Raw genomic sequence first — 25,883 nt, 5'->3', positions numbered from 1 at the left:
ATCAAAGCGGTTTCCAAGCACCAAACCCGAGCTGCACATAGTCGCGCTGGTAGGCTTCGGCTGCCAGCGCTTCAAGCCGTGCATCGTAAATTTGATCCAGCGAGAAGGGCACATCAGGCATTGCCTTCACCGGAGTTGGCGGTGCTTCGTGTCCCACTTGACGGGCAAGCTCGGGCAATTTGATTGCCATCTCAACCTCACGCAGAATCAGATCGGGTAGGGTGAATCCAGCCATGCCTTCTAGTGTTTGCGCCTGCCCGCACCATTCTCCGTCGACGCGGATCGGGGTCTGACCCGCAAGAATACTGCGCAACATGCCCAGATATGCCGAGAAAGCTTCGTAATGTTGGTCAAGTGAATAAGCACCTAGATCACCTTTGGCAGGTAGCGGCACTTTGTACCGCCGGCTCAGCATATTACGGATGCTGACATAGGCGCCGGGGCCGGTGTGCAGGATACGGTCACAGAATACCGCATGCGCGCGTGCCAACGGATGCCGTAACACTGTGAATTTGCGGTGATCGGGATGGCTTTGCATCCATTGACGCGTCTGTTTCTGATTGCGGCCAGTGATAAGGTCATCGGTTGTGACTCCATCGAGATCGGCGAGCCATTGCGCCACTTCCGCCTCGGGGCCACCGCGCACGGGTAGATACATCAGGGGCGTGTTTGCCGCGCCCACATAGCGCGAGACGGCAGGACCGCGGCGCGGCTCGAAATTTGGGATTTGGTGCAACTTGAACCAGTCGTACTGTGACAGTGCCTGCTCCATGTCGTCTGGATTGGTCACTTTCGACAAGACGGGTGCGGGGTTCTGGCGCTTGAGATGTTGGTTCAGCTCGGCAAGCCGTGCGCTGACGCCCAGCCAGGCTGCAAGCCCGTTCAGAACGTCCAGGTCATTCAGATCGTCATAGTCTATATAAAACGGCGTCTGCCCTGTGGTTTGCAAGTGCTTGAGAACGGTCTGTCGAAACGCCTGCCGTTGTTCAAGTTGGTCACAGAACTCTTCGGTGTCAAAGGTGACCTGCGCATCGCGGCGCTGCTTGATGTTTACCAATCTCCACTGCTTGGTCTCCAATGCGATTTTCCACGAGATGTAGCTGTCCAGAGGATTGCGCTTCAGGATGATCTTGGCACAGCGTGGATCATCAAGCGCAGGCCCAAGAGCACGCGCATCGTGATCACTGAAGAATCGAAAGCCGTTCATCTCGCCCGGTGCGTTTCGGATCGCATTGATCAGAGCCAGAGGATCGTTCTCGCGATCTTCTAGAGTAAACCCAAGAACGCTATCCAGTTTTGGCAGGCCGACGAAGTAGGGGTTGAACGCCTCACCGTGACAGGTCACCCCGTCGAGCGTATTCAACTGCAATTCCAACAGGTTCGAGCCAGTGCGCATATCGGCCAGTACGATGAAGTAATCGAAGAGGCGGGTCATTTTTAATTACTGCACCAGATAGGGCTTTTTGAACGATTTGGCTTGTCCGCCAAATACATCGTTAACAGGAAAATCACCCATCAAATAGGGATGCATGCCCTGGTTTTTGAGATTCTGCAGAAACTTACCAAACCCCGTCAGATCCACCATCGTGGGTGCCTCGGTCAAGTGGGTGGGCGGGGGCGCACCCATATCTTCAAGCACGGTCTGCAGGTGTTCCATGGGGGATTCCACGAACTCAGCCATAGTCCAGACCCGTATTCTAGATTTTGCGCGGGCTGTATCCAGCAACTCAAGCTGCTTTGTTTCCCGCTGCTGCAAACGGGCAGCTTCACACCGAATATCGGCAAAGTTCATGTTGGACCTGAACAAGGGAACCGCCCAGGCGCCAGTGATGATTGCAATACTGGCGTTCAGATCGCGCAACAGGAACTCGTTGATCTGTTGGGAATCAGTCGGTCCGAATTGAAAACATTGGCGCTCGCCCCGTGTGTTCCAGATGACGTTCGACAGGAATGCAGTCGGATTGTAGTCGCGGAGAGACGCGCAATCTGGAAGCGCGCCGTTCATCATTGTGCCACCGTTTGCAAATTGCGCCTTCTCCGGGTGAAACAGATGTCCGTGCACCCGTGCACTCGTCACATTTGCAAGCCAGGGCTCGAAATCTTCAAACAGCTCTGAAAAGCCTTGAAGCACGGAATAAGGAAAAGCGGTTAGGCCGCGTTCGCTTGTCGCGCGCGGAAAACAACTCTGCATGTACAATCCGTCCCGGCCGCGAATGCGCCGCTCGACAGCTTTAGAAAACACTCGGTCGATCTTTCCCGGATTGGGCTCAGCCGGTGTCATCGCGCTGTTTTCATCCGACAAAAAGGATTGATACAGCCTGTCTGCTCCGTGCCAGACTTTCCGCGCCACAAAGCAATCCGAGCGGCGTAGCAATTGTAGGTGGTCGTCGTAGAACATATGAGGTCGGCCCTGATAGTCGAACTTCGACAGTGTCAGCGACCGGCTTTCGATATGCGTGGAATACAGGCGCGCGAGTGTTTGGAAATAGCTTTCGTCCGGGATCCAGACCCTCCGAAAATACCGGTCATAGTCCGGGCGCTTGGGGTCCTGCAAAATGGCTGACAGGGTTTGCCGTGTCAGGCACCACCATTGGCTGCCCATATGTGGCACAAGACCTTCAGGGATCGCCCTGCGCATTCCTACTACGCGTTGAAGCCGCACGTAGGCGTCAAACAATCTCCGCTGTTTGCGCCATGAGAACGGAAAACGCAGCGTGAAGCGTTCAAGATCCAACCCCCCCATGGTCCAGCTGACATCGCGTGTTGTGGCGCTTTCGATGAAATCAACGCGGGGGCGATCAGCCAGATAATCCATCAGCTCGCCCACAGGGCGAAGCGGCAAACAAGCACCCGAGGCAAGGAAAACGTGACGCACCTGCGGGAAACTGTCCAACATCTGAGTTGCAGCGGACTGTGAGGCTGCAACGATGCCCCACCCACCCCATTCACAGACATGTCGATCCGAGAACTGGATTAAAGGATTATCTGAACAGGCGGTGACCAGAGTGGAATATGCCGAGTTGGTCACCTTGCGATCCACATGGATCACGACCGGGCAGCCCGATGCGGTCCAATGCCGCGCCACCCGCTCTACTCGGTCGAGTGCGGTGTGCACCAGCATGACGATGCCCAGGCTGCTCATGCCCAGTTCCCTTTTGACATCATGCCGAGGATCTCAAGCTGTCGCCAGTTGATGTATTTCTCGGACCAGTTGTTCCAGAAAACGGGCTTATTCTCCAAGTGTTCGGCATAAGCTCTATATTCGCCCGAGGCGCGATAATGCTGGCTGCGGCTTAGTTCCTCACGGGCCTTGTTGCCCAGAGTGTCGATTAACTTAGCATGTAGCAGTGCGCCGCTGGTTTTTTCACCCCCACGTTCCTCGTAAACTTGGTTGAGGCCACGGGGCAGCAGCGCATGGGTCGAGCTGACATAGGCGTATCGGCGATGCCATTTCACCAAAGGGATTTTGTTCAGTGCAGGGGCTTTTTCGGGCGTATCATGAAAGAAAACCCGTGCTCGGGCACCACCTTGAATCCACAGGTTTCCATAGGTGGGATTCCGGGCGATCATGTAGTTGCCTGAGTCAAACCACGGGGCGATCTCGAACGGATTCTGACCGGCATGATAGGGCGTGTCTTCGACGACCCCCTCAGGATACATGTCGATCAGCATTGTGCCGAAACTACGAACGCTGGTGTCATCCAACCAGTCGGTCAACGCCCTTATCGGGCGGGTATCACAGAACGGGTAAACAAAGAACTCGTCCGGATCGACGGTCAAAACCCAGTGTTTGTGGGCATAGGTTCGCAACAGATAATTTGACCAGTCCAGCCCATAAGTCGAACTTTTGTAGCTGGCATCCGTCCACCACAGTGACACGTCTGGTTGGTCGGTTAAAAATTCACGCGTTCCGTCATCGCTATTGTTGTCGACGAATAGGAAATGGTTGATGCCAAGCTTGCGGTAATAGTCCAGAAAATAAGGCAGGCGGATACATTCGTTTCGCACGACGCTCATCAACAAGATGTCTTGCGGGCGAATATCTGACGTGTTGTTCTGTATCGCTTTCAATTCGCGTCTTTTGCGCAGGCACCGCAAAAGGCGACGCTTGCGTCGCAATCTCATGCGATAGGAATCCAAAAGGCTCACGCGGCTGCCCAACCTTTTTTGATATACGCGCGTCTGCCCGGGGCCGCCTGAGGCCTGAGTGGTGCCGAGCCGTCATCGTTTTATGACATCTAGTTACCTTGCGAAGCAATGGGTTTAAATCCCGTTTACTTCCCCGTAGTGGCTGGAAAGCCGCCGCCGTTCAGCAGCCCCAAAGTCTCCAATTGTTGCCAATCGCGCAGCTTTACAGAATCAGACCCCCAAAGATCGGGCTTATTAATTATCCCATCATAATATGTGCTGAATTTTTCAGGGTCGTGGAAATGCTGGCGCCTGTGTTTTTCTATCTGCGATTGTTCTACAACCCCCGGCAGGAATTTCGTGTGCAGCAAAACGCCCGAAGGAGCCTGCCCCTCTGGCCCGTCATATTCAAAATTCAGGGCTCGCGGCAGGGCGGAGTGGCAGGAATTCACATAAGCCATATGTCGCGACCAATTGATCAAAGGGATTTTGTTCAGAGTCGGGGATCTTTCAGGGTGGTCCGAAAAGAAAGCTCTCTCGCGCGTCCCGCCTTGAACCCACAAGTTGCCCAATGGAAATTGACGTTGGGATCTGTAGGGGCCGGGGTCGAACCCGTTCAGAACATCAGTGGGATCGGATTGCGGGTCATAGTACTGCGTGCCCACTGGGCCTTTGGGAAACAGATCCAGCATCAATGCGCCAAAGGCGGACTGCCCACGCGCGTCCAGCCAGCCCGTCAAATCGTGTAACGAATGCGTGTCGTGATGGGCATAGACAAGCAATTCATCGGTATCGACCATAAGCGTCCAATGCCCGTGGCCAAATCTCCACTGCAGATATGTCAGCCAATCCAATCCGAACCGGGACGCACGATAGCTAGTAGTTGTTTGCCACAGAGATACATCTGGCTGATCAAGCAAGTACTGGGTCGATCCGTCGTCGCTGCCGTTATCCACAATCAGAAAATGATCTACACCCAGCGTCCGGTAGTGATGAAAAAACCACGGCAATCGGGTGATCTCGTTCCGTAGAGTGGTAAAGGCAAGGATAGCTCCCGGCGCGATTTGTTGCGTTTTGTCTGCACGCGAAGTTAACTGATGGCGGCTACGAAAAGACCGCCATAAAAGCCGCTTACGCTTTAGGCGCAGCTTGTATCGCTGCCCCCAGCTTAGCGGCTGATCCTTGGTGCTCACTTTTTGTAGCTGCCATTCTGATGCCAGCGCCACGCATCGGTGATCATCGTCTCTAACGTAGATCTTTTTGGCATCCAGCCTAGTTCTTGTTCTGCGCGGGTTGAACCGGATACCAGACGTGTACAGTCCCCTGCCCGGCGTGGGCCGATGCTGTAGGGCACCGCTCGATTGGTGACAGCCTTCGAATGCTCGATCACCTCCATAACCGAAAATCCCGATCCGGTACCCAGATTGAACACACGGCTCTCTTTGCCTTGTTCCAGCCACTTCAGACCAAGAACATGCGCAGCGACCAGATCGCAGACGTGCACATAATCGCGAATACAGGTACCGTCGGGCGTGTCATAATCGGTGCCGAACACTGTAAGACCATCGCGCTTACCGGCGACAGCGTCCAGCATCAGCGGCACCAGATGGGTCTCGGGTTGATGGAATTCACCAATTTCGGCATCCGGGTCGGCCCCGGCGACGTTGAAGTATCGGAAGATCACATGGTTTAGCCCGTAGGCGAATTCGAAATCACGCAGGATATCTTCGATCGCGCGTTTTGAGGCGCCATAGGCGTTCAGCGGTTGTTGAGGTGAGGTTTCATCGAGCACGACATTGTCGTGTTCTCCATAAGTGGCGCAGGTCGATGAAAAGACGAAATTCAAACAGCCCGCGTCGACCGCCGCTTGGATTAACGTCAAAGAGCCGGTCACATTGTTCGACCAGTACCTGCCAGGCTCGGACATTGCCTCACCTACTTGGCTGAGGGCTGCGAAATGCATCACGGCGGCTGGCTGGTACTTGGCAAAGACGGCGTCCAGATGCGCGCGATCCAGTAGGTCGCCCCGTTCGAACGGACCAAATTTCACCGCATCCTGCCAACCGGTGACCAAATTGTCATAGGTCACCGGAATATAGCCCGCCTTTGCAAGCGTCTTGCAGGCATGCGAACCGATATAGCCCGCGCCGCCGGTGACCAGAATATGGGTCATTCCAGTCCCATCGCGGCCATCATTTCTTCGATCTTGGCGACATCCTGGGGGTTGTTCAGTTCCCAAAATTGACGGCCCTTGGCTTCCACCTCTACGCACAGAACCTTACGACCGTTTTCCATGAAACGCAGTTGTTCAAGGCCCTCCATTGTTTCCAGCGGGCCGGTCGGCCAGGAGGGATAGTCTGCCAGTGCATCTGGCCGATAAGCGTAGACTCCGACATGATGAAAGACCGGAGTTGGATCATCGTTGGCATAGGTCTCAGAGGTGAAGGGAATTACCTCTTTCGAGAAATAGAGCGCACTGTGATCATTGCCGAACACTGCTGTCGTACCCCCAACGTGGTCGTGTTTGCGGTCATTCAACAACCCGTTCAGAGCGTCGCCATCGCAGCGCAGAACCGGGGTGGCCACACCGGCCTCAGGGGCATCGCGCAAGCCTGAGATCAGGTCTTCGACAAACCAGTGCGGCGTCAATGGTGCATCGCCCTGCAGGTTCACTACGATCTCATAACCGCTGCCCAGCGCCGTATGTGCTTCGGCGCAGCGCTCGGTGCCATTGCGACAGGTATCCGAGGTCATGATCACTTCGGCCCCGAACCCTTCGGATACTTCGCGAATGCGGTCATCGTCTGTCGCCACGACGACCCGATCGACACCCGCGACCGAAATGGCGGCGCGCCAGGACCGTTCGATCAGTGTCATGGCTGTACCATTGACCCCGGTCAGCGGCACCAGAGGTTTGCCCGGATAGCGGGTCGACGCGTAGCGGGCGGGAATGGCGATCAGAACAGACATCAGGCTTCCTTCAGGTCGACGCCCGGAGCATAGGCGATGAAAAATGGGTTGGCATAGCCGTCTTTGCCGTAGGTCAGCGGGGTGTGGTCATCAAAGCGCACGACATCTCCACCAGCACCGGCCAGTACTGCATGGCCCGCTGCGGTGTCCCATTCCATAGTACGGCCTACGCGGGGGTAAAGGTCAGCCTCACCCGTTGCTACCAGGCAGAACTTCAGCGACGACCCGGCGCTTTTGCTGTCGCGCACCTGATACTTGTTGATGTAATCCTCGGTCGCCTGATCCCTATGCGACTTGGAGGCAACGATCATCAGAGCTGAATTGTCTGGTTTAGAGACTGCTATTGGCGTTAGCGCACCCGGCTGATCCTTGTCGAGCGCGCCAGTTTCCTCAACCGCTTGCCCATCGGCCCGCGTATAAAACATCCGCCCCCGTGCGGGCGCATAAACCACGCCGCGCGTCGGTACGCCGTTCTCAACAAATGCGATGTTCACCGTGAAATCGCCACGACGGTTTATGAATTCCTTGGTGCCGTCCAGCGGATCGACGATCAGAAAGGTCTCACCTTTTTCCGAGTGCGAGTCCGCCTGCTCTTCAGTCACTAGTAAAATTTCGGGAAAAGCTTCGCGCAGCCCGGCCGAGATCAGCGCATCTGCGGCCTCATCCGCCTCGGTCACTGGGCTGGAATCGGATTTGACTTTGACGTCGAAATCATCCGCCTCGTAGATCTGCATGATCTTGTCGCCTGCCTGAAGGGCCAGCCGCCGGATGACGGGTATCAGGGCGTCATAGGTCACAAAAAAGCTCCGTTCTTGAGATTTGTTGATCCAAGTTTCTTACGGACTTATGGTGCGCTAGATACGGAACAGCAAGAAATTCGTGCCAGATTGCAGGTGACATGAGCAGGAAAGAGTGGTCGCGTGTTTCACTATAAGCGAAATCAGTCGTTGTTGGGCGGGGCCTTCACCACAGCTGAACTGATATTCCATGCGATTGTGCGCAATATCCGTTCGCAGCATTCAAATGCGGTGATGGCGATCCTTATAAATATTCTTCAGGTGGTTGTAGTCGCCGGAGCGTTCTACTTGATCCTGTCTTTCATGGGCACCCGGATCGCGAAGATACGCGGTGAGTTCATACTTTTTCTGCTGTCTGGAGTGTTTCTGTTTCTGACACATATCAAATCGGTCGGTGCCATTGCCGGTGTCGGAGATGGCAACAATCCCATGACTTTGCATTCGCCGATGACCATGATGGTGATGCTGGCGGCTTCGGCGCTAGGCACGCTCTATACCCAACTTGTCTCGATCCTGGTGATTTTGTTTGTCTACAGTGTTGCCGTTTCGCCGCTCGAGATTCAGGAGCCAGGCGGAGCTTTTGCCATGCTTGTGCTTGCCTGGTTTACGGGGTGTTCGGTGGGGCTCGTGTTACTGGCGCTGAAGCCGTGGTTTCCCAATACAGTGACCATCCTGAAAAATGTCTATCGGCGGATGAATATGGTTTTTTCCGGCAAGATGTTCGTGGGAAACGCGCTGGGCGGGTTCATGCTGACCATGTTTGCCTGGAACCCGCTGTTTCATGTTATCGACCAATGCCGTGGTTTTGTGTTCCGGAATTATTTTCCTCGCAACACAAGCTGGGAATATGCGCTTTGGGTGGGGATTGTCCTGACCATGATCGGGTTGCTGGCTGAATTCTACACGCGCAAACACGTGTCAAAAAGCTGGGAGGCGCGTCGCTAGGTGGCGACCCGAAGCGTCAGATTAATACGCCCGCCCTTCGGCAGCAGTTTGGATGATCCAAATCGGATGCGGTCAATCCCGTGATATGTCAGCCGGGCAGGTCCGCCCATGATCACCACATCGCCCGAGCTCAGCCAGATTGACTCGGTCTTGCCCCCGCGTGTCGTATTGCCGATGCGGAATAACGCGTCATCGCCCAGTGAAATCGACAGCACCGGCCAAGAAAAATCAGCCTCGTCCTTGTCTTGATGCAGGCCCATCTTGGTGCCTTCGCCGTAGTAGTTGATCAAGCAGCAATCGGGCTGACGTTCCGCACCGGTCACGTCTTGCCAGATCGTCAGAATATCATCCGGGATTGCAGGCCAGGTCATGCCTTTGGGATGGGTATCCTGATACCGATAGCCAGCCCGATCCGTAACCCAGCCCAATGCTCCGGCCGAGGTCATGCGTACCGACATTTCTTTGCCCGATGGGGTGAAGGGCCGATAGAGCGGTGCGGCCTTCAGAATCGGGCGCAACAGGTCAACCAGGCGGGTTTGCGACACCGCATCCAGATAGCCTTTGCGGATATCAAATCCGCGCAAAAGAAGCCGCGCCATGGAAGAATCCCCAAACCTTGCCAGAACCTTGCCAAAAAAGGCCACAAATTCCCGAAAACCTGCGTTTCTGACCGCTTGCAGGCCCCAGTTTGCGCCCTTATATACGCCTCGACGCGCGATGGTGTAGTGCTGTCGCGCACATCAGATCGGGGCCGGGATGCCGTAACGGGTTCAGGCCTCGGGACATCGCCTTAAATTGAAAGGGATCAAAATTATGGGAAAAGTAATCGGGATTGACCTCGGAACCACCAACTCGTGCGTGGCCATCATGGATGGCTCGCAGCCGAAGGTCATCGAAAACGCCGAAGGGGCGCGGACCACGCCCTCGATCGTCGCCTTCACCGAAGATGAGCGTCTGGTCGGTCAGCCTGCAAAACGCCAGGCGGTCACCAACCCCGACAACACCATCTTTGGCGTCAAGCGTCTGATCGGTCGTCGCGTGGATGATGCAGAAGTCGAAAAAGACAAGAAAATGGTGCCGTACGCCATCGTTGATGGCGGCAATGGCGACGCGTGGGTTGAAGCCCGCGGTGAAAAGTACTCCCCAAGCCAGATATCGGCCTTCACTCTGGGTAAGATGAAGGAAACCGCCGAGAGCTATCTGGGTGAGGAAGTCACGCAGGCGGTTATCACCGTTCCGGCATATTTCAACGACGCCCAGCGTCAGGCCACCAAAGACGCCGGTAAAATCGCCGGTTTGGAAGTGCTGCGGATCATCAACGAACCGACAGCGGCTGCGCTGGCCTATGGTCTGGACAAAGAAGAAACCCAAACCATCGCGGTTTATGACCTTGGTGGTGGTACCTTCGACGTGACCATTCTGGAAATCGACGATGGCCTGTTCGAGGTCAAATCGACCAACGGTGACACCTTCCTTGGTGGTGAAGACTTTGACATGCGCATCGTCAACTACCTGGCGGATGAGTTCAAAAAAGAACACGGCGTCGATCTGTCTGCTGACAAGATGGCCCTGCAGCGTCTGAAAGAAGCCGCTGAGAAAGCCAAGATCGAACTCAGCTCGACCTCGCAGACCGAAATCAACCAGCCGTTCATCTCGATGGGTTCGAACGGTCAGCCGCTGCACATGGTAATGAAATTGACCCGTGCCAAGCTGGAATCGCTGGTTGCGGACCTGATTAAGAAGTCGATGAAGCCGTGCCAGGCAGCCCTGAAGGACGCGGGCCTGTCGGCTGCTGATGTGGACGAGGTTGTTCTGGTCGGTGGTATGACCCGGATGCCGAAAGTGATCGAAGAGGTCACCAAATTCTTCGGCAAAGAGCCCCACAAGGGCGTGAACCCGGACGAAGTTGTCGCAATGGGCGCCGCCATTCAGGCCGGTGTTCTGCAGGGTGACGTGAAGGACGTGGTACTGCTGGACGTGACCCCGCTGTCGCTGGGCATCGAAACCCTGGGTGGCGTGTTCACCCGCCTGATCGACCGCAACACCACGATCCCGACCAAAAAGTCTCAGGTCTTCTCGACCGCCGAGGACAACCAGAACGCCGTAACCATCCGCGTGTTCCAGGGTGAGCGTGAAATGGCTGCGGACAACAAGATCCTGGGTCAGTTCAACCTCGAAGATATCCCGCCCGCACCGCGCGGTATGCCTCAGATCGAGGTGACTTTTGACATCGACGCCAACGGCATTGTCTCGGTTTCGGCCAAAGACAAAGGCACCGGCAAAGAGCAGAAGATCACCATCCAAGCCTCGGGCGGTCTATCCGACGAGGACATCGAAAAGATGGTCAAGGACGCAGAAGAGAACGCGGAAGCAGACAAGGAACGCCGCGAGCTGGTCGACGCCAAGAACCAGGCGGAAAGCCTCATCCACTCGACCGAAAAGTCGATGGAAGAGCATGCCGACAAGGTTGACCCGACCACCATCGAAGCCATCGAGCTGGCGATTGCCGCGCTGAAGGACGAGCTGGAAACCGAGAATGCCGACAAGATCAAATCCGGCATCCAGAACGTCACCGAAGCCGCCATGAAGCTGGGCGAAGCCATCTACAAGGCGCAAGCCGAAGAGGGTGAAGATGCGCCGGCGGCAGCCGATGAGGCACCCGGAGACGACGATATTGTCGACGCCGAGTTCGAAGATCTGGACGACGACAAGCGTAACTAACGGGTAACCGGGCCAATTCGGGCCGGTCCGGTTGCCGGGCCGGCCCGATTACGTTGAGGCAGAAGGAAGAACTGATGTCCAAACGCGACTATTACGAAGTGCTCGGCGTGTCCAAGGGCGCTTCGGCGGATGAGATCAAGAAAGGTTTTCGCAAGAAAGCCAAAGAACTGCATCCCGATCGCAACAAGGACAATCCTGATGCCGAAGCGCAGTTCAAAGAGGCCAACGAAGCCTATGATGTGCTGCGCGATGGCGACAAAAAGGCGGCCTATGACCGCTTTGGCCACGCTGCGTTTGAAAACGGTATGGGTGGCGGAGGTCGTCCCGGTGGCGGTTTTGGCGGCCAGGGCGATTTCTCCAGCGCGTTCTCAGACGTTTTCGACGACTTGTTCGGCGACTTCATGGGCGGCCAACGTGGCGGCGGCGGTGGACGTCGTGCAGCCCGCGGATCGGACCTGCGCTATAACCTTCGGGTTTCGCTGGAAGAGGCTTATGCGGGTCTGCAGAAAACTATTAATGTACCGACCGCCGTGGCCTGCTCTTCATGTGAGGGTACTGGGGCTGAGGGTGGGGTTGAACCCACCACCTGTCCAACCTGTTCCGGTATGGGCAAGGTGCGCGCGCAACAGGGCTTCTTCACCGTTGAACGCACTTGTCCGACCTGTTCCGGTTTGGGTCAGATCATCAAGAATCCCTGTAAATCGTGTGGCGGTGCTGGTCGTGTTGAAAAAGATCGCGCGCTATCGGTGAACATTCCAGCGGGCGTTGAAACCGGTACCCGCATCCGTCTGGCCGGTGAAGGCGAGGCTGGCATGCGCGGTGGTCCTCCGGGCGACCTCTATATCTTTGTCGAGGTTTCGGATCATAAACTGTTCGAGCGTGACAGCGTGAACCTATATTGTCGCGTTCCGGTCAGTATGGGTAAAGCGGCGCTGGGTGGCTCGATCGAAGTTCCTACAATTGATGGTGGTCGCGGCCGCGTTCAGATTCCGGCAGGCAGCCAATCCGGGCGTCAGATGCGTTTGCGCGGCAAAGGCATGCCCGCGTTGCGTGGTGGTGGTATCGGCGACATGTTCATCGAACTGGCCGTGGAAACTCCGGTCAATCTGACCAGCCGCCAGAAAGAGCTGCTGCGTGAGTTTGACGATTTGGGTGAAGACAATCACCCGGAATCGAAAAGCTTTTTCTCTTCTGTGAAGTCCTTCTGGGATGGCATGAAGGGTTAAACCGGTTAAGCAGGGGGGCTCTGCCCCCATCGCCCTTTGGGCGACTCCCCCGAGATATTTATGGCCAGATGAAGCGGGGGACCCGTGTGTTGTCGATCCGACGGGCAGGGATAAGGCGCGTTAACTTTTCGGAAACCGATTCTGCGTCAGAGTGGGGTTATGACCCAAGACGCCTTTGCCGAAGCCCCCATGCTGTTCGATACGGATGAAGCACCGGCGCAGCCGCTGCCCGTTGGTCGGTTACCCTCCTACATCAAAGACCATCGCAAGCGGCTGCGCGAAAGGTTCATGTCTGGCGGATCAGCAGCGATGCCGGATTATGAACTGCTGGAGCTGGCTTTGTTCCGATCCATCCCGCGTCAGGACGTGAAACCGCTGGCGCGTGCACTGATGGATGCGTTTGGTGATTTTAACCGTGTTTTGACAGCATCCGAGGAACGGTTACGCCAGATCAAAGGCGTTGGGGACACGGTGATTACCGATCTGAAAATTCTTGAGGCTTGCGCTCATCGGATGGCGCGAGCGCGGGTGATTCAGCGGCATGTGATTTCGGGCTGGGATGCGCTGCTGGATTATTGCCACACGACGATGGCCCATCGCGAAACCGAGCAGTTTCGGGTGTTTTATCTGGACCGGAAGAATGTTCTGATCGCAGATGAAGAGCAGGCGAAGGGCACAGTGGATCACGTACCGGTTTATCCGCGTGAGGTGGCGAAACGCGCGCTGGAGCTGAATGCGTCAGCGTTGATATTGGTGCACAACCATCCCTCAGGTGACCCGACGCCTTCACAATCTGACATCGACATGACCAACCGGATTCAGGATGCTTGCACGGCGCTGGGGCTGACCTTGCACGATCATTTGATTATCGGCAAATCGACAGAATTGAGCTTTCGCGCACAAGGATATTTTTGACCGCTATCGAATCCAGACTTCGACCCGACGGTTCACCTTGCGGCCCCATTCGGTGTCATCGCAGGCCATAGGCATCGCTTCGCCAAAGCCCTCAACCGCGATCTCGAGACTCGCAGGAATACTAGTTTCGATGGCCGCCAGCACCGCGTTACGAACGGTTTTGGCCCGTTGCAGAGCAATGCGCGTGTTGGATGTGGCAGCCCCGTCGCCATCGCTAAACCCTACAAAAGTCACCTGTCGCGCATCCAGCCTACCGCTTTCCAACACCTGCGCCAGGTGCAGGATATTAGAGCGGGATTGCGCATCGGGTCGCGACGAGCCGGGCTCGAAGCGAAAGGACAAAGATAACCGGGACAGAGGGCGGAGGGTTTCGATCATGCGCTGTAGTTCTTCCAGTCCAACTTCGGTTCCGCCGGTGCTGACGGCATTGACCAGCCGCTCGCCTTGTAACGCCATACCGATGTTCTCGGGTGATTGATCTACAAATCCGACTTGCCGGATCACCATTTGTGCAACGCCACTTTGGGTGTAGGCCAGAAATTGCCGGGCGAGCCGCGGCAATCTTCTTTGCGGCAGGTAGATAAACATCGGTGCGGTGAGCGGGTAGTCCTCGGTCTTTACTGATTGCCTCGTCGCCGAGAGGGTATGACCGCAGCCACCGGTCAGTGGCAGCGCTCGCGCTTCGCCCGTCTCAGCAAGGCTGGCGATACCAATTGCGAAAGGATCGCCTGAGATCGCGCGAACAAGATCGCTGTTGCGAGCATGGAATGTAACGTCTGCTGAGATCGGCGCATCGACCGGTGCCAGCAACAGATCCTCTATGGCCTGTGTCAGGCCAGATCCGGCTTTCGGCAGGTATAGCGAAATGGGCGCATCGGGACCGCCAAGATCGGACCAGTTTGTATTTTGTCCCGTGAAGATTTTGGCTAAGTCTGCGGGGGATATCTGACGTATGGGATTGTCGTCAGATACAATCGGAACAATCGCATCCAGTGCCAAGACCCTCGACCGGCGTGCCTGAGTCAGATCACCCAATCCAGCGTCGCGGTTCAACTTAGTCTCGTCCGGCCGAATCTCGCGTTGGGCAAGAACGATATCCGCCGCGCCCTTTGCAAGATCGGCAAACCCCTGAGAGGTGCCGGTCACGGAGAAGGTAAACCTGGCCAAAGGTGCAAAGCGGTCAGGATGATGCAATGTATACTCACGTTGGGTTACGGCAGTCTCGGAAACAGATACCGACAGACCTTCTTGTACGGCAAAACCCTGCACGAGTGCCGGCATCAAAGTTTCTGCCATTACGGATGAACCTGAAAATCGCACTTCAGCGACAAAATCGGTCAGATTGGGGCAGGCTGGTCCATCACATGTTACACCCGAGCCATCGATCGTCAGTTCGCCAAACTGCGTATCGACGCGGTAAAACTCACCATCATACCCAAGCAATGTGCCGACGACTTCGACCTTGCCGTCGTATGAGGTCAGAGTGATGTCTTGCGCGGAGGCTCCCTGTGCCAAGGACAAGGACAAAAGCGCGACAAATGCCGCACGAAGGATTTTCATTTTGGACCGTTGAATTGCCTGCTGCCTATTTGGCAGCGATTGTCAGGTCTGTGAACAGATTATTCAACACCAGAAAATCACCAGCCGTTTCGCAACCCGGCATATCCAATGTCAGATCGCGGGATCTCAGGCGTTGATCCGCGCGCCATTCCAGCGATTGCACGTTCAGAGGTTTGCCGCAATTGGCCTCGGTGACCTCAGTTTCGACTGATAGGGTGATCGAACCCGTCTCGGTCGCGGATTGTATTGGGAAGGAATAGACTTCAATATTGCGTGCAATGTCAGAGCCGCCCTGTCCAAGATGGATCACCGAACCTTCACCGCCGGCCTCAGAGCCAGTCCATACGTGGCCTTTTTCTCCGTAGCCTGCGCCGAATTCCAATGCGTGCAACTGCAGCTCTGTCTTACCCTGCCATTGTAGGGCGATCCGGTTGAAGTCGTTGATCTCTGGCACATGCGTTGTTGCAACTGTACCTTTGCCGTCGGGCAGAGAGATCAGGAATATGGCGTATTCGGACAGCGCCGGAACAGTCAGGTTCAAGCCACCAAGCGCATCGGTTTCGGTGCTGAATACCAGCCCGTTGTGATGAACTTCGATGGTTGCATTTGCATGGCACGGGGCCTTGACTTGTAACCGTGCATTCGCACCGGGTACAGCCAAAGCGCGCGCGCTTAGATCACAGTTGGATGGCAAACGGCTTTGTTCGGGAGCTGGAAGCGAGGATTTTGGTTGAATCTCATTGTGCGCTTCGGTGGGGGAGGAAGAAGTCAGAACCACGCTTTGCAACCCGGCAAGGTCCGCGCCCTGCTCAGAGATCGACGCGACACGCGCGCCGCTTGGTTCAGCGCTGGGTTGCTGCGCTGATCCGCTTTGCATCAGATATCCGATGGCCAGGGCGCAGGCAACAGTTCCGCCCGTGGTCACATAGTTCTTTATTACAAACAAGACACCCTCCCCAGTTGAAGGAGCGACTCGTAACTTGCCTCTGAATCAAGGCCAATATGTGGCCTTGAGGCGGACACATTGTGTTTGAAAGTGGATGACGTTAGGTCAATCTACCGTGGCAATGTTTGAACTTTTTGCCTGAACCACAGGGGCAGGGATCATTGCGCGACGGATTTCCCCAGGTTGTAGGGTCATCTTCGACAAAGCCTGGGCGGGCATCGCCCGAAGCTTGCGCCTCTGCCACTGCTTCGGCCTGTCCCGCCGCCTTATCCACTGCCTGCTGGGCCTGGGCCTGCTGCGCGGCCATCTGTGCCAGCATTTCCTTCTGTTCCTCTTCGCTGAGCGGGCGAACGCGCGACAATTGCTGGGTCACGGTTTCACGCAACGAATCAAGCATCCCTTCGAACAACTGGAAGCTTTCGTTCTTGTATTCGTTCAGCGGGTCACGCTGGGCATAGCCTCGGAAAGCCACTACCGAGCGCAAATGTTCCAGCGTCAGAAGATGTTCGCGCCATTTGCCGTCGATGGTTTGCAGCAGGACCTGCTTTTCGATGTTACGCATATTCTCGGGGCCGAAGGCGACGGCTTTCTGTGCCATCATTTCATCGGCTGCCTTGATCAGGCGTTCGCGGATCTGTTCGTCATCCACTCCCTCTTCGGCGGCCCAGTCCTGAACCGGTGCATCAATGGTAAGTTTGTCCTTGACGGCCTCATGCAGCCCTTCGGTATCCCATTGATCGGCATAGGTTTTCGGCGGCATGTATTCGTCGATCATATCGTCGATAACCTGCTCGCGCATATCCGAAACCACATCTGACAGATCGTCCGCTGACATGATCTCGCGTCGCTGGCTGAACACCACCTTACGCTGGTCATTCATCACGTCGTCAAACTTCAGAACGTTCTTGCGCATGTCGAAGTTGCGACCTTCGACCTTGGACTGCGCCCGTTCAAGCGATTTGTTCACCCAAGGGTGAATGATCGCCTCGCCCTCTTTCATGCCCAGCGTGGTCAGGACCTTGTCCAGACGTTCCGAACCGAAGATGCGCATCAGGTCATCTTCGAGGCTGAGGTAAAACACCGTGCGGCCCGGGTCACCCTGACGTCCCGATCGTCCGCGCAGCTGGTTGTCGATCCGGCGGCTTTCATGGCGTTCGGACGCCATCACGTAAAGACCGCCAGCCTCTAGCACCTTTTCCTTTTCTTCCGCGTGCTTGGCTTCTTCTGCCGCACGCAACTCGGCCGGGTCAGCCTCGGGGTTTTCGGCCAGCGCCTGAAGCACCTTCATCTCGACATTGCCGCCCAGCTGAATATCGGTGCCGCGGCCCGCCATGTTGGTGGCGATGGTCACCGCGCCCAGACGGCCAGCATCGGCCACAATCTGGGCTTCCTGTTCATGCTGGCGGGCGTTCAGAACGTTGTGTTCGATTCCCTCTTTATCCAGCATCTGGCTGATCACTTCGGACTTTTCGATCGACGTGGTGCCGACCAGGACCGGTTGACCTTTTTCACCGGCCTTTTTGACCTGTTCGATGATGGCGCCGTATTTCTCACCCGTGGTGCGATAAACTTGATCGTCCTTGTCCTCACGCGCAATCGGCTTGTTAGTCGGAACCTCGACCACGCCCAGACCATAGATTTCCTGAAATTCCTCGGCCTCGGTTAGCGCGGTGCCGGTCATGCCCGACAGCTTGTCGTAAAGGCGGAAATAGTTCTGGAAGGTCACGCTGGCCAGCGTCACGTTCTCGGGCTGAATCTGCACGCCTTCCTTGGCTTCGATGGCTTGATGCAGGCCTTCAGACAGGCGACGACCCGGCATCATCCGACCGGTGAATTCGTCGATCAGCACGACATTCCCATCCCGGACGATATAGTCCTTGTCGCGTTGGAACAGTTTATGCGCGCGCAGGCCCTGATTGACGTGATGCACCACAGTGGTGCTTTCAGGGTCGTACAGCGAATGCCCTTCGGGCAGCAGACCCGCCGAAAGCAGTTGCTGCTCGAGAAACTCGTTGCCTTCATCGGTGAAGGTCACGTTGCGGCTTTTTTCATCCAGAGAATAATGATCGTCCTGCAATGTCGGGATCACCGCATCGATGGCAGTATACAGATCCGACCGGTCCTGCGCAGGCCCCGAGATGATCAGCGGGGTCCGAGCCTCGTCGATCAGGATCGAATCCACTTCGTCCACAATCGCGAAATTGTGGTGTTTCTGATAAACCTGCTCCAGATCTGCCTTCATATTGTCGCGCAGATAGTCGAAGCCGAGCTCGTTGTTAGTGGCATACGTGATGTCGCAGTTATACGCGGCCATTTTCTCGGCATCGGGCTGACCTGTCCAGATCACGCCTGTGGTCATGCCCACGGACGCGAACACCTTGCCCATCCATTCCGAGTCGCGCTTGGCCAGGTATTCGTTCACTGTAACCACATGCACGCCCTTGCCGGTCAGGGCGTTCAAATAGGCGGGGAGTGTGGCGACCAGAGTCTTTCCCTCACCCGTCTTCATTTCCGAGATATTGCCCTGATGCAGGAAGATACCCCCCATCAACTGCACGTCAAAGGCGCGAAGACCCAGCGCGCGCTTGGCCCCTTCGCGGACATTGGCAAAGGCCTCAGGCAGCAGGTCATCCAGATTTTCACCGTCCAGCGCCCGTTTGCGCAGCTCAGCGGTCTTATCGATCAGGCCTTCGTCGGTCAGTTTCTCGAACTCGGGCTCCATCGCGTTGATCTTTTCGATCAGGGGGCGGGTCGCCTTGATCTTGCGGTCGTTCGGTGTTCCGAACACCTTTTTGGCGAGCGTTCCGAGTCCCAGCATGTTCACTCCAGCGGATCTGTTCTTATCGTGGTTGCGACAGGCTTGCCCACCTTGCGCGCAACCCATAGATACGGGGGGTGAAAGGCGGCCCTGTCCAAGGCTTCAAAGCGATGTAAGCGGCAGGTTCTAAAGTGTCAACGCTGCGCCCTGTCGCGGCAAAGAAATAGGATGATTCCATGCCCAAAGGCCTCACTTTTCTGCCATCGCTGGCGCTTGCTGCCGTGATGGCCCTGCCGTTGGCCGCCGAAACCAAGCCCGATGCCTCGACCGTCGTGGCGCGCGTGAATGGTGATGAGATCACATTGGGTCACGTCATCGCCACCGCGTCTGCTCTGCCCGCGCAGTATCAGCAGTTGGAAGACGACGTTCTTTATGACTTCATCCTTGAACAACTGGTCCAGCAACACCTGTTGGGTCAGCAACAGGATGCTCTGAACCCTCTGAACGCATTGCGTCTGGAAAACGAAACGCGGTCCCTGCGTGCGGTACAGACTGTTGAGGCGATCACCGCTGCCGAGGTTACGGATGAAGCAATCCAGGCCGCCTATGATGCGCAGTTTGCCGAATTTGAGGGTGAGGACGAATTCAACGCCAGCCATATTCTGGTTGAAAGTGAAGACGAAGCCAAAGCCATCAAGGCCCAGTTGGACGAGGGCGCGGATTTCGCCGAATTGGCGAAAGAGAAGTCCACCGGCCCCTCGGGACCCAATGGCGGTTCGCTGGGATGGTTCGGTAAAGGTCAGATGGTGCCCGAGTTCGAAAACGCGGTTGTAGCTTTGGAAAAAGGCAGTGTTTCGGAACCCGTCCAGACGCAATTCGGATGGCATTTGGTTGCTCTGAATGACAAACGCAAAACGCAGGCCCCGGAACTGGCCGTCGTGCGTGATGAACTGGCCCAAACCATCCGGCAGGACGCGATCCAAGCCAAGGTCGACGAGTTGACCCAGCAGGCAACGATCGAACGTCCAGCGCTGGAAGGGGTTGGACCCGAGGTCATGCGCCAGATCGAGCTGCTGCAGGAGTAACGCGCGTGGCGACGATCACCAAGGTATCACCATTGGCCCCAGAGGCCTTTCCTGAATTGCCTGCCATCGACGGCGTACGTTTTGCCACGGTTGAGGCGGGCGTCCGCTATCAGGGCCGCACTGACGTAATGATGGCGGTGCTGGATCCGGGCACATCGGTGGCTGGGGTTTTCACCCGTTCAGCCACGCGCGCGGCGCCAGTTCTGGACTGTCAGGACAAGATCGGCGGGCCGTATGATGGGCCTGCGGCAATCCTGGTGAATTCGGGCAATGCCAACGCCTTTACCGGTCATTATGGACAAACCTCGGTGGCCGAGGTGACGCAAGCCGTCGCCAAAGCCACCGGCGTTGCGGTGGAGCGGGTCTTCACCTCTTCCACCGGAGTCATCGGCGAGCCGCTACCCCATGACCGCATCGTCGCCCAGCTTGAGGTCTTGAAATCCGGCCTCAATCGGCACGCCATCGAAGACGCGGCGCGGGCGATCATGACCACGGATACCTTCCCAAAAGGGGCATCCGCGCAGGTTGAGATCGATGACAAAACAGTCTCTATCGCGGGGATTGCGAAGGGCTCCGGCATGATCGCGCCTGATATGGCGACGATGCTGGTCTATATCTTCACCGACGCCCATGTCGAACAATCCGCTCTGCAAGCGATGTTGGGCGCACAGACAGACCGGACCTTCAACTGCATAACCGTCGACAGCGATACCTCGACCTCTGACAGCATGCTTCTGTGTGCGACCGGAGCCTCGGGCGTTGATGCCACGGGGAATGACGCGTTTGCGCAGGCACTTGAAACTGTGATGCTGGACCTTGCGCAGCAAGTGGTGCGCGACGGGGAGGGGGCCACAAAATTCGTAGAAATTCGTGTGACCGGAGCTGCAACGGACGCTGACGCCAAAATCCATGGGCTGGCCATTGCCAACTCGCCTCTGGTCAAAACCGCCATTGCAGGCGAAGACCCGAACTGGGGTCGTATCGTCATGGCCATCGGTAAATCCGGCGCTGCTGCTGACCGCGACCTTCTGAGCATTTCTTTCGGCGACATCCTTGTCGCCGAAAAAGGCTGGGTTAGTCCCGATTACCGCGAGGAAGACGCCGCTGCTTACATGAAAGGCCAAGACCTCGTGATCGCAGTCGATCTGGGATTGGGTGAAGGTAAATCCACCGTTTGGACTTGCGACCTGACCCACGGCTATATCGAGATCAACGCGGATTACCGTTCATGAAAACAATCTTAGTGTCTGCGGTGGCTCTGATCGACATCGAGGGCCGCGTCCTGCTGGCCCAACGCCCCGAAGGCAAATCTATGGCCGGTCTTTGGGAATTCCCAGGGGGCAAAATCGAACCCGGCGAAACGCCTGAGGCTGCGCTGATCCGCGAATTGCACGAGGAGCTGGGCATCGACACCTGGGCGTCGTGCCTCGCGCCCCTGACTTTCGCCAGCCACAGCTATGACGATTTCCACCTGCTGATGCCGCTGTTTGCCTGTCGCAAATGGGAAGGCATCCCGCAATCGAAGGAAAGGCAGGCGCTAAAGTGGGTACGCGCGAATGATCTGAGAAATTACTCGATGCCTGCGGCGGATGTTCCGTTGATCCCGATTTTGCGGGATTGGCTGTAGGCACAGGGTGAGAGCCATTTTTCCAGAGGGCTACAGGGGCTCACCTCTCAAGTTTGTTCAACTGCGTTGAAAAATCCGAGCTGCTTTCATCAGTGGCTCGACATACACGCCGTATAGGGTCCGATAGTCTTCAGTTTCCGGTCCGATGCCAAACTGTAAATCTTCCCGGCCTTTGGGGACATAGAGCGTACCGCCCATCCGGTCCCAAACCGCCAATCCACCGCCCATGTTTTTGTCCCAATGTTTGGGGTCGCTCGAATGATGGATCTGGTGCATGGCGGGTGATATCAGCCATTTCTCAATACGCGGGCCATAGCTGACCCAGATGGGACTGTGGCGCAAAACACCACCGATGAGGTTGGACCCGAAGAAAATGACATTTGCGCCACCGATCTGATAGGCGGTCAGATGATCACCAAACAGACCTATGAAGACACCATTCACGATAGCGGCCGCACCTACTGCTCCGAAACCGAAAAATACCGCATCGAATGGATGGTGCCGCTCGGCGGTTGCAAAGTTCAGATGCTCTGCCGAGTGATGTATCTTGTGGAATTCCCAAAGAAACGGAACCTTGTGCTGTAGATAGTGCATCCACCAGCGCATAAAATCATTTACGACATACAGCGTGACGGTCAGCGCGACGGCGACCCAAACCGAGCCACCCTCGCTTTGAAGGTCTGCACCCAAAGACCGGATACCATCTGCGACGACAGGGGTCAGTTTCCAGAGTGTGTTGACGATCCAATCGAGGGCAAACACAAAGATGATCGGATTGAGAAGAAGGATTACATAATCAATGAAGGCCGAGCGGGAGCCCCAGACTTCTTTCTTGAAGAAAACCGAATGAAATCTGCGGTCATCTCCTCCCAATCGATGGGCGACGATTGCGATGCTCATACCACACAGGACATACACCCAAAAATGCCGCAGGTTTGCGTTATCCGCAAAGCCCGAAATTTTGGATATGGTTATCTGAGCAAGTTCTGAAAAGTCCATTCCGCGGTGCCTGTACCAAATTCACTGCATAACTGCATAGATGTAATCTCACTTAATACCGGCGGAAATGTGGCGCAGCCCTCCCCTTCTTCAGCTGTTCGGAGTGCTTTATCTAAATTCGATACACCAAAGGGCTTGGCCTGAGCAGATTTGGTCGGTCCCGGATCTCGACATGCCGACACGGTGCCTTGTTACAATTCGTAAGAATTGAGAAAACATCAGGCAAAACTTGACGCTGATCTTTTCCGCGTCCCTTATCGGGGCATCGGCGCCCGGGGCGTGTTCCCGGCTTGTCGTTTCCGGCCCGAGGAGGGGTCGGATGGGGAGGAGAGAAAGATTGGCTCAGACGCAGTCGGGCGCTGGTGGGATGCAGTCCCTTCCGGCGCTGTTACACCGCAATGTGACCCAGTTCGGGGATGCCCCGGCTTACCGAGAAAAGGAATTCGGGATCTGGCAATGCTGGTCCTGGGCCGAAACCGCTAAAGAAATCCGCGCCATTGCATTGGGCTTTCTGGAGATTGGCGTCGAAAAAGGCGATCATGTTGCTGTCATAGGCCGTAATCGCCCCGCGCATTATTGGTCGATGGTCGCGGCACAGATGGTGGGCGCGATCCCCGTGCCGCTCTACCAAGACGCGGTTGCCGAAGAGATGACCTATGTGATGGAGCATTGCGGCGCAAAATATGTCGTCTGCGGTGATCAGGAGCAGGTTGATAAGGTCATCGAAATTCAGGAAAAAGTGCATCAAATCAAGCACATTCTGTATACCGATAAACGCGGGATGCGGAAATACGACCACAGCCAGATGAACGCGCTTGAAGACATAATGGCCGAGGGCAGTGCTGGCCACGCGCGGTTTGATGCGGAACTCGACAAGCGCATCGCCGAGATCACCTATGACGACACCTGCGTGATGCTCTACACCAGCGGAACGACGGGCAAGCCCAAGGGAGTGGTGCTATCGAACCGGAATGTCATCGAAAGCGCCAAGAACTCGGCGGACTTCGATCATCTGACCCGGAATGAGGACATCCTCTCTTATCTGCCGATGGCCTGGGTGGGCGATTTCATCTTCTCCATCGGTCAGGCCTATTGGTGCGGCTTCTGTGTGAACTGCCCAGAAAGCGCCGACACGATGATGACCGACCTTCGCGAGATCGGGCCGACCTATTTCTTTGCACCGCCGCGCGTATTCGAAACTCAGCTGACCAATGTGATGATCCGGATGGAGGATGCAGGCAAGCTGAAGCAGCGCATGTTCCATCATTTCATGGCCCATGCTAAAAAGGTTGGCGGGTTGCTGTTGGACGGCAAGCCGGTAGGCTTGGGCGACAGATTGAATTACGCGCTGGGCAACCTACTGGTTTATGGCCCGCTCAAGGATACGTTGGGTTATGGCCGCTTTCGGGTGGGCTATACAGCGGGTGAGGCAATTGGGCCAGAAATCTTTGATTTCTATCGTTCTTTGGGCATCAACTTGAAGCAGCTCTATGGCCAGACTGAAGCGACCGTATTTATCACCGTGCAGCCGGATGGTGAGGTGCGCGCTGATACGGTTGGTGTGCCCGCGCCGGATGTCGAGCTGAAGATCGATGACAGTGGCGAAATCCACTATCGTTCGCCCGGTGTGTTTGTTGAGTATTACAACAATCCGGACTCCACGGCTTCAACCAAAGATGCCGAGGGCTGGGTTGCGACCGGTGATGCCGGGTTCATCGAAGAAAGCTCGGGCCATTTGCGGATCATCGATCGCGCCAAGGATGTTGGCAAAATGGCCGACGGATCGATGTTCGCGCCGAAATATGTTGAGAACAAGCTGAAGTTCTATCCTGACATTCTCGAAGTCGTGCTGTTTGGCAATGGCAAGGATCGTTGTGTCGCCTTCATCAATATCGATCTGACCGCGGTTGGAAACTGGGCCGAACGCAACAACGTGGCATATGCGTCCTATCAGGAATTGGCAGGCCATCCCCGTGTGTTAGAGACGATTCGCGGCCATGTGGAAGCGGTGAATAAGTCGGTTGCGGCGGACGAAATGCTGTCGGGCTGTCAGGTGCATCGCTTTGTGGTTCTGCACAAGGAACTGGATGCCGACGATGGAGAAATGACCCGAACGCGCAAGGTGCGCCGTGGCTTTGTCGAGGAGAAATTCCACGACATCATCGCTGCGCTTTATGACGGGTCTGGCCAAGTGTCGACCACCACCGAGGTGACCTATGAAGATGGTCGCAAGGGTTCGATTTCTGCGACGTTGGAGATTGTCGATGCACCGGTTGTGCCGGTCGTGCAGCACAAGGTGGCGGCGGAATGAGGGGGCTGACGTGCGCCGCTCGACCTGCGGTCATCGCCCCGCCCGCCGTCCCGTTTTTGTGTCAGGGAGGTTCTGATGCTGGATAACTCCGAAGGATATGTCGCCGAAGACGGCCGCAAGATCGGCGGTGTGGTGATGGAGATGAAGAACATCACCCTGCGCTTTGGCGGTGTGGTGGCGATCAAGGATATCTCGTTCGACATTCGCGAAGGCGAAATTCGCGCGATCATTGGACCGAACGGGGCGGGTAAGTCCTCGATGCTGAATGTGATCTCGGGCTTCTATGTCCCGCAAGAGGGCGAGGTCTGGTTCCACGGGTCCAAGCGCCCGCCGATGCGGCCCTTCGAGGTGGCGCAACAAGGCATTGCGCGGACGTTTCAAAACATTGCCCTTTTCGAGGGCATGAGCGTTCTCGACAACGTGATGACCGGACGTCTTGGCTTTATGAAGACCAACATCCTGCAGCAGGCCTTATGGAAGGGTAAGGCCGAGGCGGAAGAGACCGAGAACCGAGAAGCGGTCGAGAAGATCATCGATTTCCTCGAAATTCAGCACATCCGCAAGACGCCTGTCTCGCGCTTGCCTTACGGGTTGAAGAAACGCGTTGAACTGGCACGTGCGCTGGCGGCGGAACCTAAGCTGCTGCTGCTGGATGAACCGATGGCCGGGATGAATGTCGAAGAGAAAGAGGACATGAGCCGCTTTATCCTCGACGTGAATGACGAGTTCGGCACCACCATCGCCCTGATCGAGCATGACATGGGCGTGGTGATGGACCTGAGCGACCGGGTGGTCGTGATGGATTACGGCAAGAAGATCGGTGACGGCACGCCGGATGAGGTGCGCAACAATCAGGAAGTCATCGACGCCTATCTGGGGGTCAGTCACGACTGAC

General features: G+C 56.2%; 21 protein-coding genes. 9 read left to right on the top strand and 12 right to left on the bottom strand.

What is annotated here, in order from left to right:
- Position 1 precedes the first annotated feature (1 nt).
- From AC2FI7_RS19380 to cysQ, 7 genes are all read right to left on the bottom strand, one after another.
- On the bottom strand, positions 2-1,435 hold the full coding sequence (locus AC2FI7_RS19380) for a nodulation protein NodH (protein ID WP_010442948.1): 1,434 nt from the start codon (positions 1,433-1,435) through the stop codon (positions 2-4).
- A gap of 6 nt (positions 1,436-1,441) precedes the next feature.
- Complete coding sequence (locus tag AC2FI7_RS19375; protein ID WP_496816728.1) at positions 1,442-3,142, bottom strand: DUF5927 domain-containing protein; 1,701 nt, start codon at positions 3,140-3,142, stop codon at positions 1,442-1,444.
- A complete protein-coding gene (locus AC2FI7_RS19370) occupies positions 3,139-4,125 on the bottom strand; it encodes a glycosyltransferase family 2 protein (protein WP_010442946.1) in 987 nt (328 codons plus the stop codon). Before AC2FI7_RS19370 ends, AC2FI7_RS19375 begins: the two co-directional genes overlap by 4 nt.
- A gap of 149 nt (positions 4,126-4,274) precedes the next feature.
- Positions 4,275-5,321: a glycosyltransferase family 2 protein gene (locus AC2FI7_RS19365; RefSeq protein WP_496816726.1), complete on the bottom strand. Its 1,047-nt coding sequence runs from the start codon at positions 5,319-5,321 to the stop codon at positions 4,275-4,277.
- Positions 5,318-6,301: a UDP-glucose 4-epimerase GalE gene (gene galE, locus AC2FI7_RS19360; protein ID WP_496816724.1), complete on the bottom strand. Its 984-nt coding sequence runs from the start codon at positions 6,299-6,301 to the stop codon at positions 5,318-5,320. The genes AC2FI7_RS19365 and galE overlap by 4 nt, the downstream gene beginning before the upstream one ends.
- The gene (locus AC2FI7_RS19355) at positions 6,298-7,098 is read right to left on the bottom strand and encodes a 3-deoxy-manno-octulosonate cytidylyltransferase family protein (RefSeq protein ID WP_010442943.1); all 801 of its coding nucleotides are present in this window, start codon (positions 7,096-7,098) and stop codon (positions 6,298-6,300) included. Before AC2FI7_RS19355 ends, galE begins: the two co-directional genes overlap by 4 nt.
- Positions 7,098-7,895, bottom strand: coding sequence for a 3'(2'),5'-bisphosphate nucleotidase CysQ (gene cysQ / locus AC2FI7_RS19350; RefSeq protein ID WP_010442942.1), 798 nt, complete (start codon positions 7,893-7,895; stop codon positions 7,098-7,100). The genes AC2FI7_RS19355 and cysQ overlap by 1 nt, the downstream gene beginning before the upstream one ends.
- Before the next feature lie 123 nt (positions 7,896-8,018).
- On the opposite strand from cysQ, the gene AC2FI7_RS19345 reads away from it, so the two are divergent.
- Positions 8,019-8,840 (top strand): ABC transporter permease, encoded by an 822-nt coding sequence (locus tag AC2FI7_RS19345; protein WP_170471040.1) that lies wholly within the window; start codon positions 8,019-8,021, stop codon positions 8,838-8,840.
- Here the strand turns inward: AC2FI7_RS19345 and AC2FI7_RS19340 are convergent.
- Positions 8,837-9,439 (bottom strand): alpha-ketoglutarate-dependent dioxygenase AlkB family protein, encoded by a 603-nt coding sequence (locus AC2FI7_RS19340; RefSeq protein ID WP_029622179.1) that lies wholly within the window; start codon positions 9,437-9,439, stop codon positions 8,837-8,839. The genes AC2FI7_RS19345 and AC2FI7_RS19340 overlap by 4 nt on opposite strands.
- A gap of 214 nt (positions 9,440-9,653) precedes the next feature.
- Here AC2FI7_RS19340 and dnaK point away from each other — a divergent pair, with 214 nt between their 5' ends.
- The 3 genes from dnaK to radC all read left to right on the top strand — a co-directional run bounded on the left by dnaK (position 9,654) and on the right by radC (position 13,702).
- Positions 9,654-11,561 (top strand): molecular chaperone DnaK, encoded by a 1,908-nt coding sequence (dnaK, locus tag AC2FI7_RS19335; protein ID WP_010442939.1) that lies wholly within the window; start codon positions 9,654-9,656, stop codon positions 11,559-11,561.
- Positions 11,562-11,635: 74 nt separating this feature from the next.
- Positions 11,636-12,787, top strand: a complete 1,152-nt coding sequence (gene dnaJ, locus AC2FI7_RS19330; RefSeq protein ID WP_010442938.1) for a molecular chaperone DnaJ — start codon at positions 11,636-11,638, stop codon at positions 12,785-12,787.
- Positions 12,788-12,946: 159 nt separating this feature from the next.
- Complete coding sequence (radC, locus tag AC2FI7_RS19325) at positions 12,947-13,702, top strand: RadC family protein (RefSeq protein WP_010442937.1); 756 nt, start codon at positions 12,947-12,949, stop codon at positions 13,700-13,702.
- 3 nt (positions 13,703-13,705) lie between these two features.
- Here the strand turns inward: radC and AC2FI7_RS19320 are convergent, their stop codons facing one another.
- The 3 genes from AC2FI7_RS19320 to secA all read right to left on the bottom strand — a co-directional run bounded on the left by AC2FI7_RS19320 (position 13,706) and on the right by secA (position 19,026).
- The gene (locus AC2FI7_RS19320; protein WP_496816719.1) at positions 13,706-15,262 is read right to left on the bottom strand and encodes a phosphate ABC transporter substrate-binding/OmpA family protein; all 1,557 of its coding nucleotides are present in this window, start codon (positions 15,260-15,262) and stop codon (positions 13,706-13,708) included.
- Between the two features lie 25 nt (positions 15,263-15,287).
- The gene (locus AC2FI7_RS19315) at positions 15,288-16,208 is read right to left on the bottom strand and encodes a hypothetical protein (protein ID WP_010442935.1); all 921 of its coding nucleotides are present in this window, start codon (positions 16,206-16,208) and stop codon (positions 15,288-15,290) included.
- Between the two features lie 100 nt (positions 16,209-16,308).
- A complete protein-coding gene (gene secA / locus AC2FI7_RS19310; protein ID WP_010442934.1) occupies positions 16,309-19,026 on the bottom strand; it encodes a preprotein translocase subunit SecA in 2,718 nt (905 codons plus the stop codon).
- A gap of 176 nt (positions 19,027-19,202) precedes the next feature.
- Between secA and AC2FI7_RS19305 the strand changes: the two genes are divergently transcribed.
- The 3 genes from AC2FI7_RS19305 to AC2FI7_RS19295 are packed head-to-tail and all read left to right on the top strand — an operon-like array spanning position 19,203 to position 21,678.
- Positions 19,203-20,051, top strand: coding sequence for a peptidylprolyl isomerase (locus AC2FI7_RS19305; protein ID WP_010442932.1), 849 nt, complete (start codon positions 19,203-19,205; stop codon positions 20,049-20,051).
- A 5-nt stretch (positions 20,052-20,056) separates the two neighbouring features.
- A complete protein-coding gene (gene argJ, locus AC2FI7_RS19300) occupies positions 20,057-21,283 on the top strand; it encodes a bifunctional glutamate N-acetyltransferase/amino-acid acetyltransferase ArgJ (RefSeq protein WP_010442931.1) in 1,227 nt (408 codons plus the stop codon).
- Positions 21,280-21,678, top strand: coding sequence for a (deoxy)nucleoside triphosphate pyrophosphohydrolase (locus tag AC2FI7_RS19295; protein WP_010442930.1), 399 nt, complete (start codon positions 21,280-21,282; stop codon positions 21,676-21,678). Before argJ ends, AC2FI7_RS19295 begins: the two co-directional genes overlap by 4 nt.
- A 57-nt stretch (positions 21,679-21,735) precedes the next feature.
- On the opposite strand, the gene AC2FI7_RS19290 is transcribed toward AC2FI7_RS19295, so the two are convergent.
- Positions 21,736-22,677: a sterol desaturase family protein gene (locus AC2FI7_RS19290; RefSeq protein ID WP_496816715.1), complete on the bottom strand. Its 942-nt coding sequence runs from the start codon at positions 22,675-22,677 to the stop codon at positions 21,736-21,738.
- A gap of 367 nt (positions 22,678-23,044) precedes the next feature.
- Between AC2FI7_RS19290 and AC2FI7_RS19285 the strand changes: the two genes are divergently transcribed.
- Positions 23,045-24,988, top strand: a complete 1,944-nt coding sequence (locus AC2FI7_RS19285) for an AMP-binding protein (protein WP_496816772.1) — start codon at positions 23,045-23,047, stop codon at positions 24,986-24,988.
- Positions 24,989-25,063: 75 nt separating this feature from the next.
- A complete protein-coding gene (locus AC2FI7_RS19280; protein WP_010442927.1) occupies positions 25,064-25,882 on the top strand; it encodes an ABC transporter ATP-binding protein in 819 nt (272 codons plus the stop codon).
- Position 25,883: the final 1 nt, after the last annotated feature.

The organism is Ruegeria sp. YTSA064 (assembly GCF_059610325.1).
The sequence above is the reverse complement of the archived record's forward strand: the minus strand, read 5'-3'. Positions and strand labels throughout refer to the sequence as shown.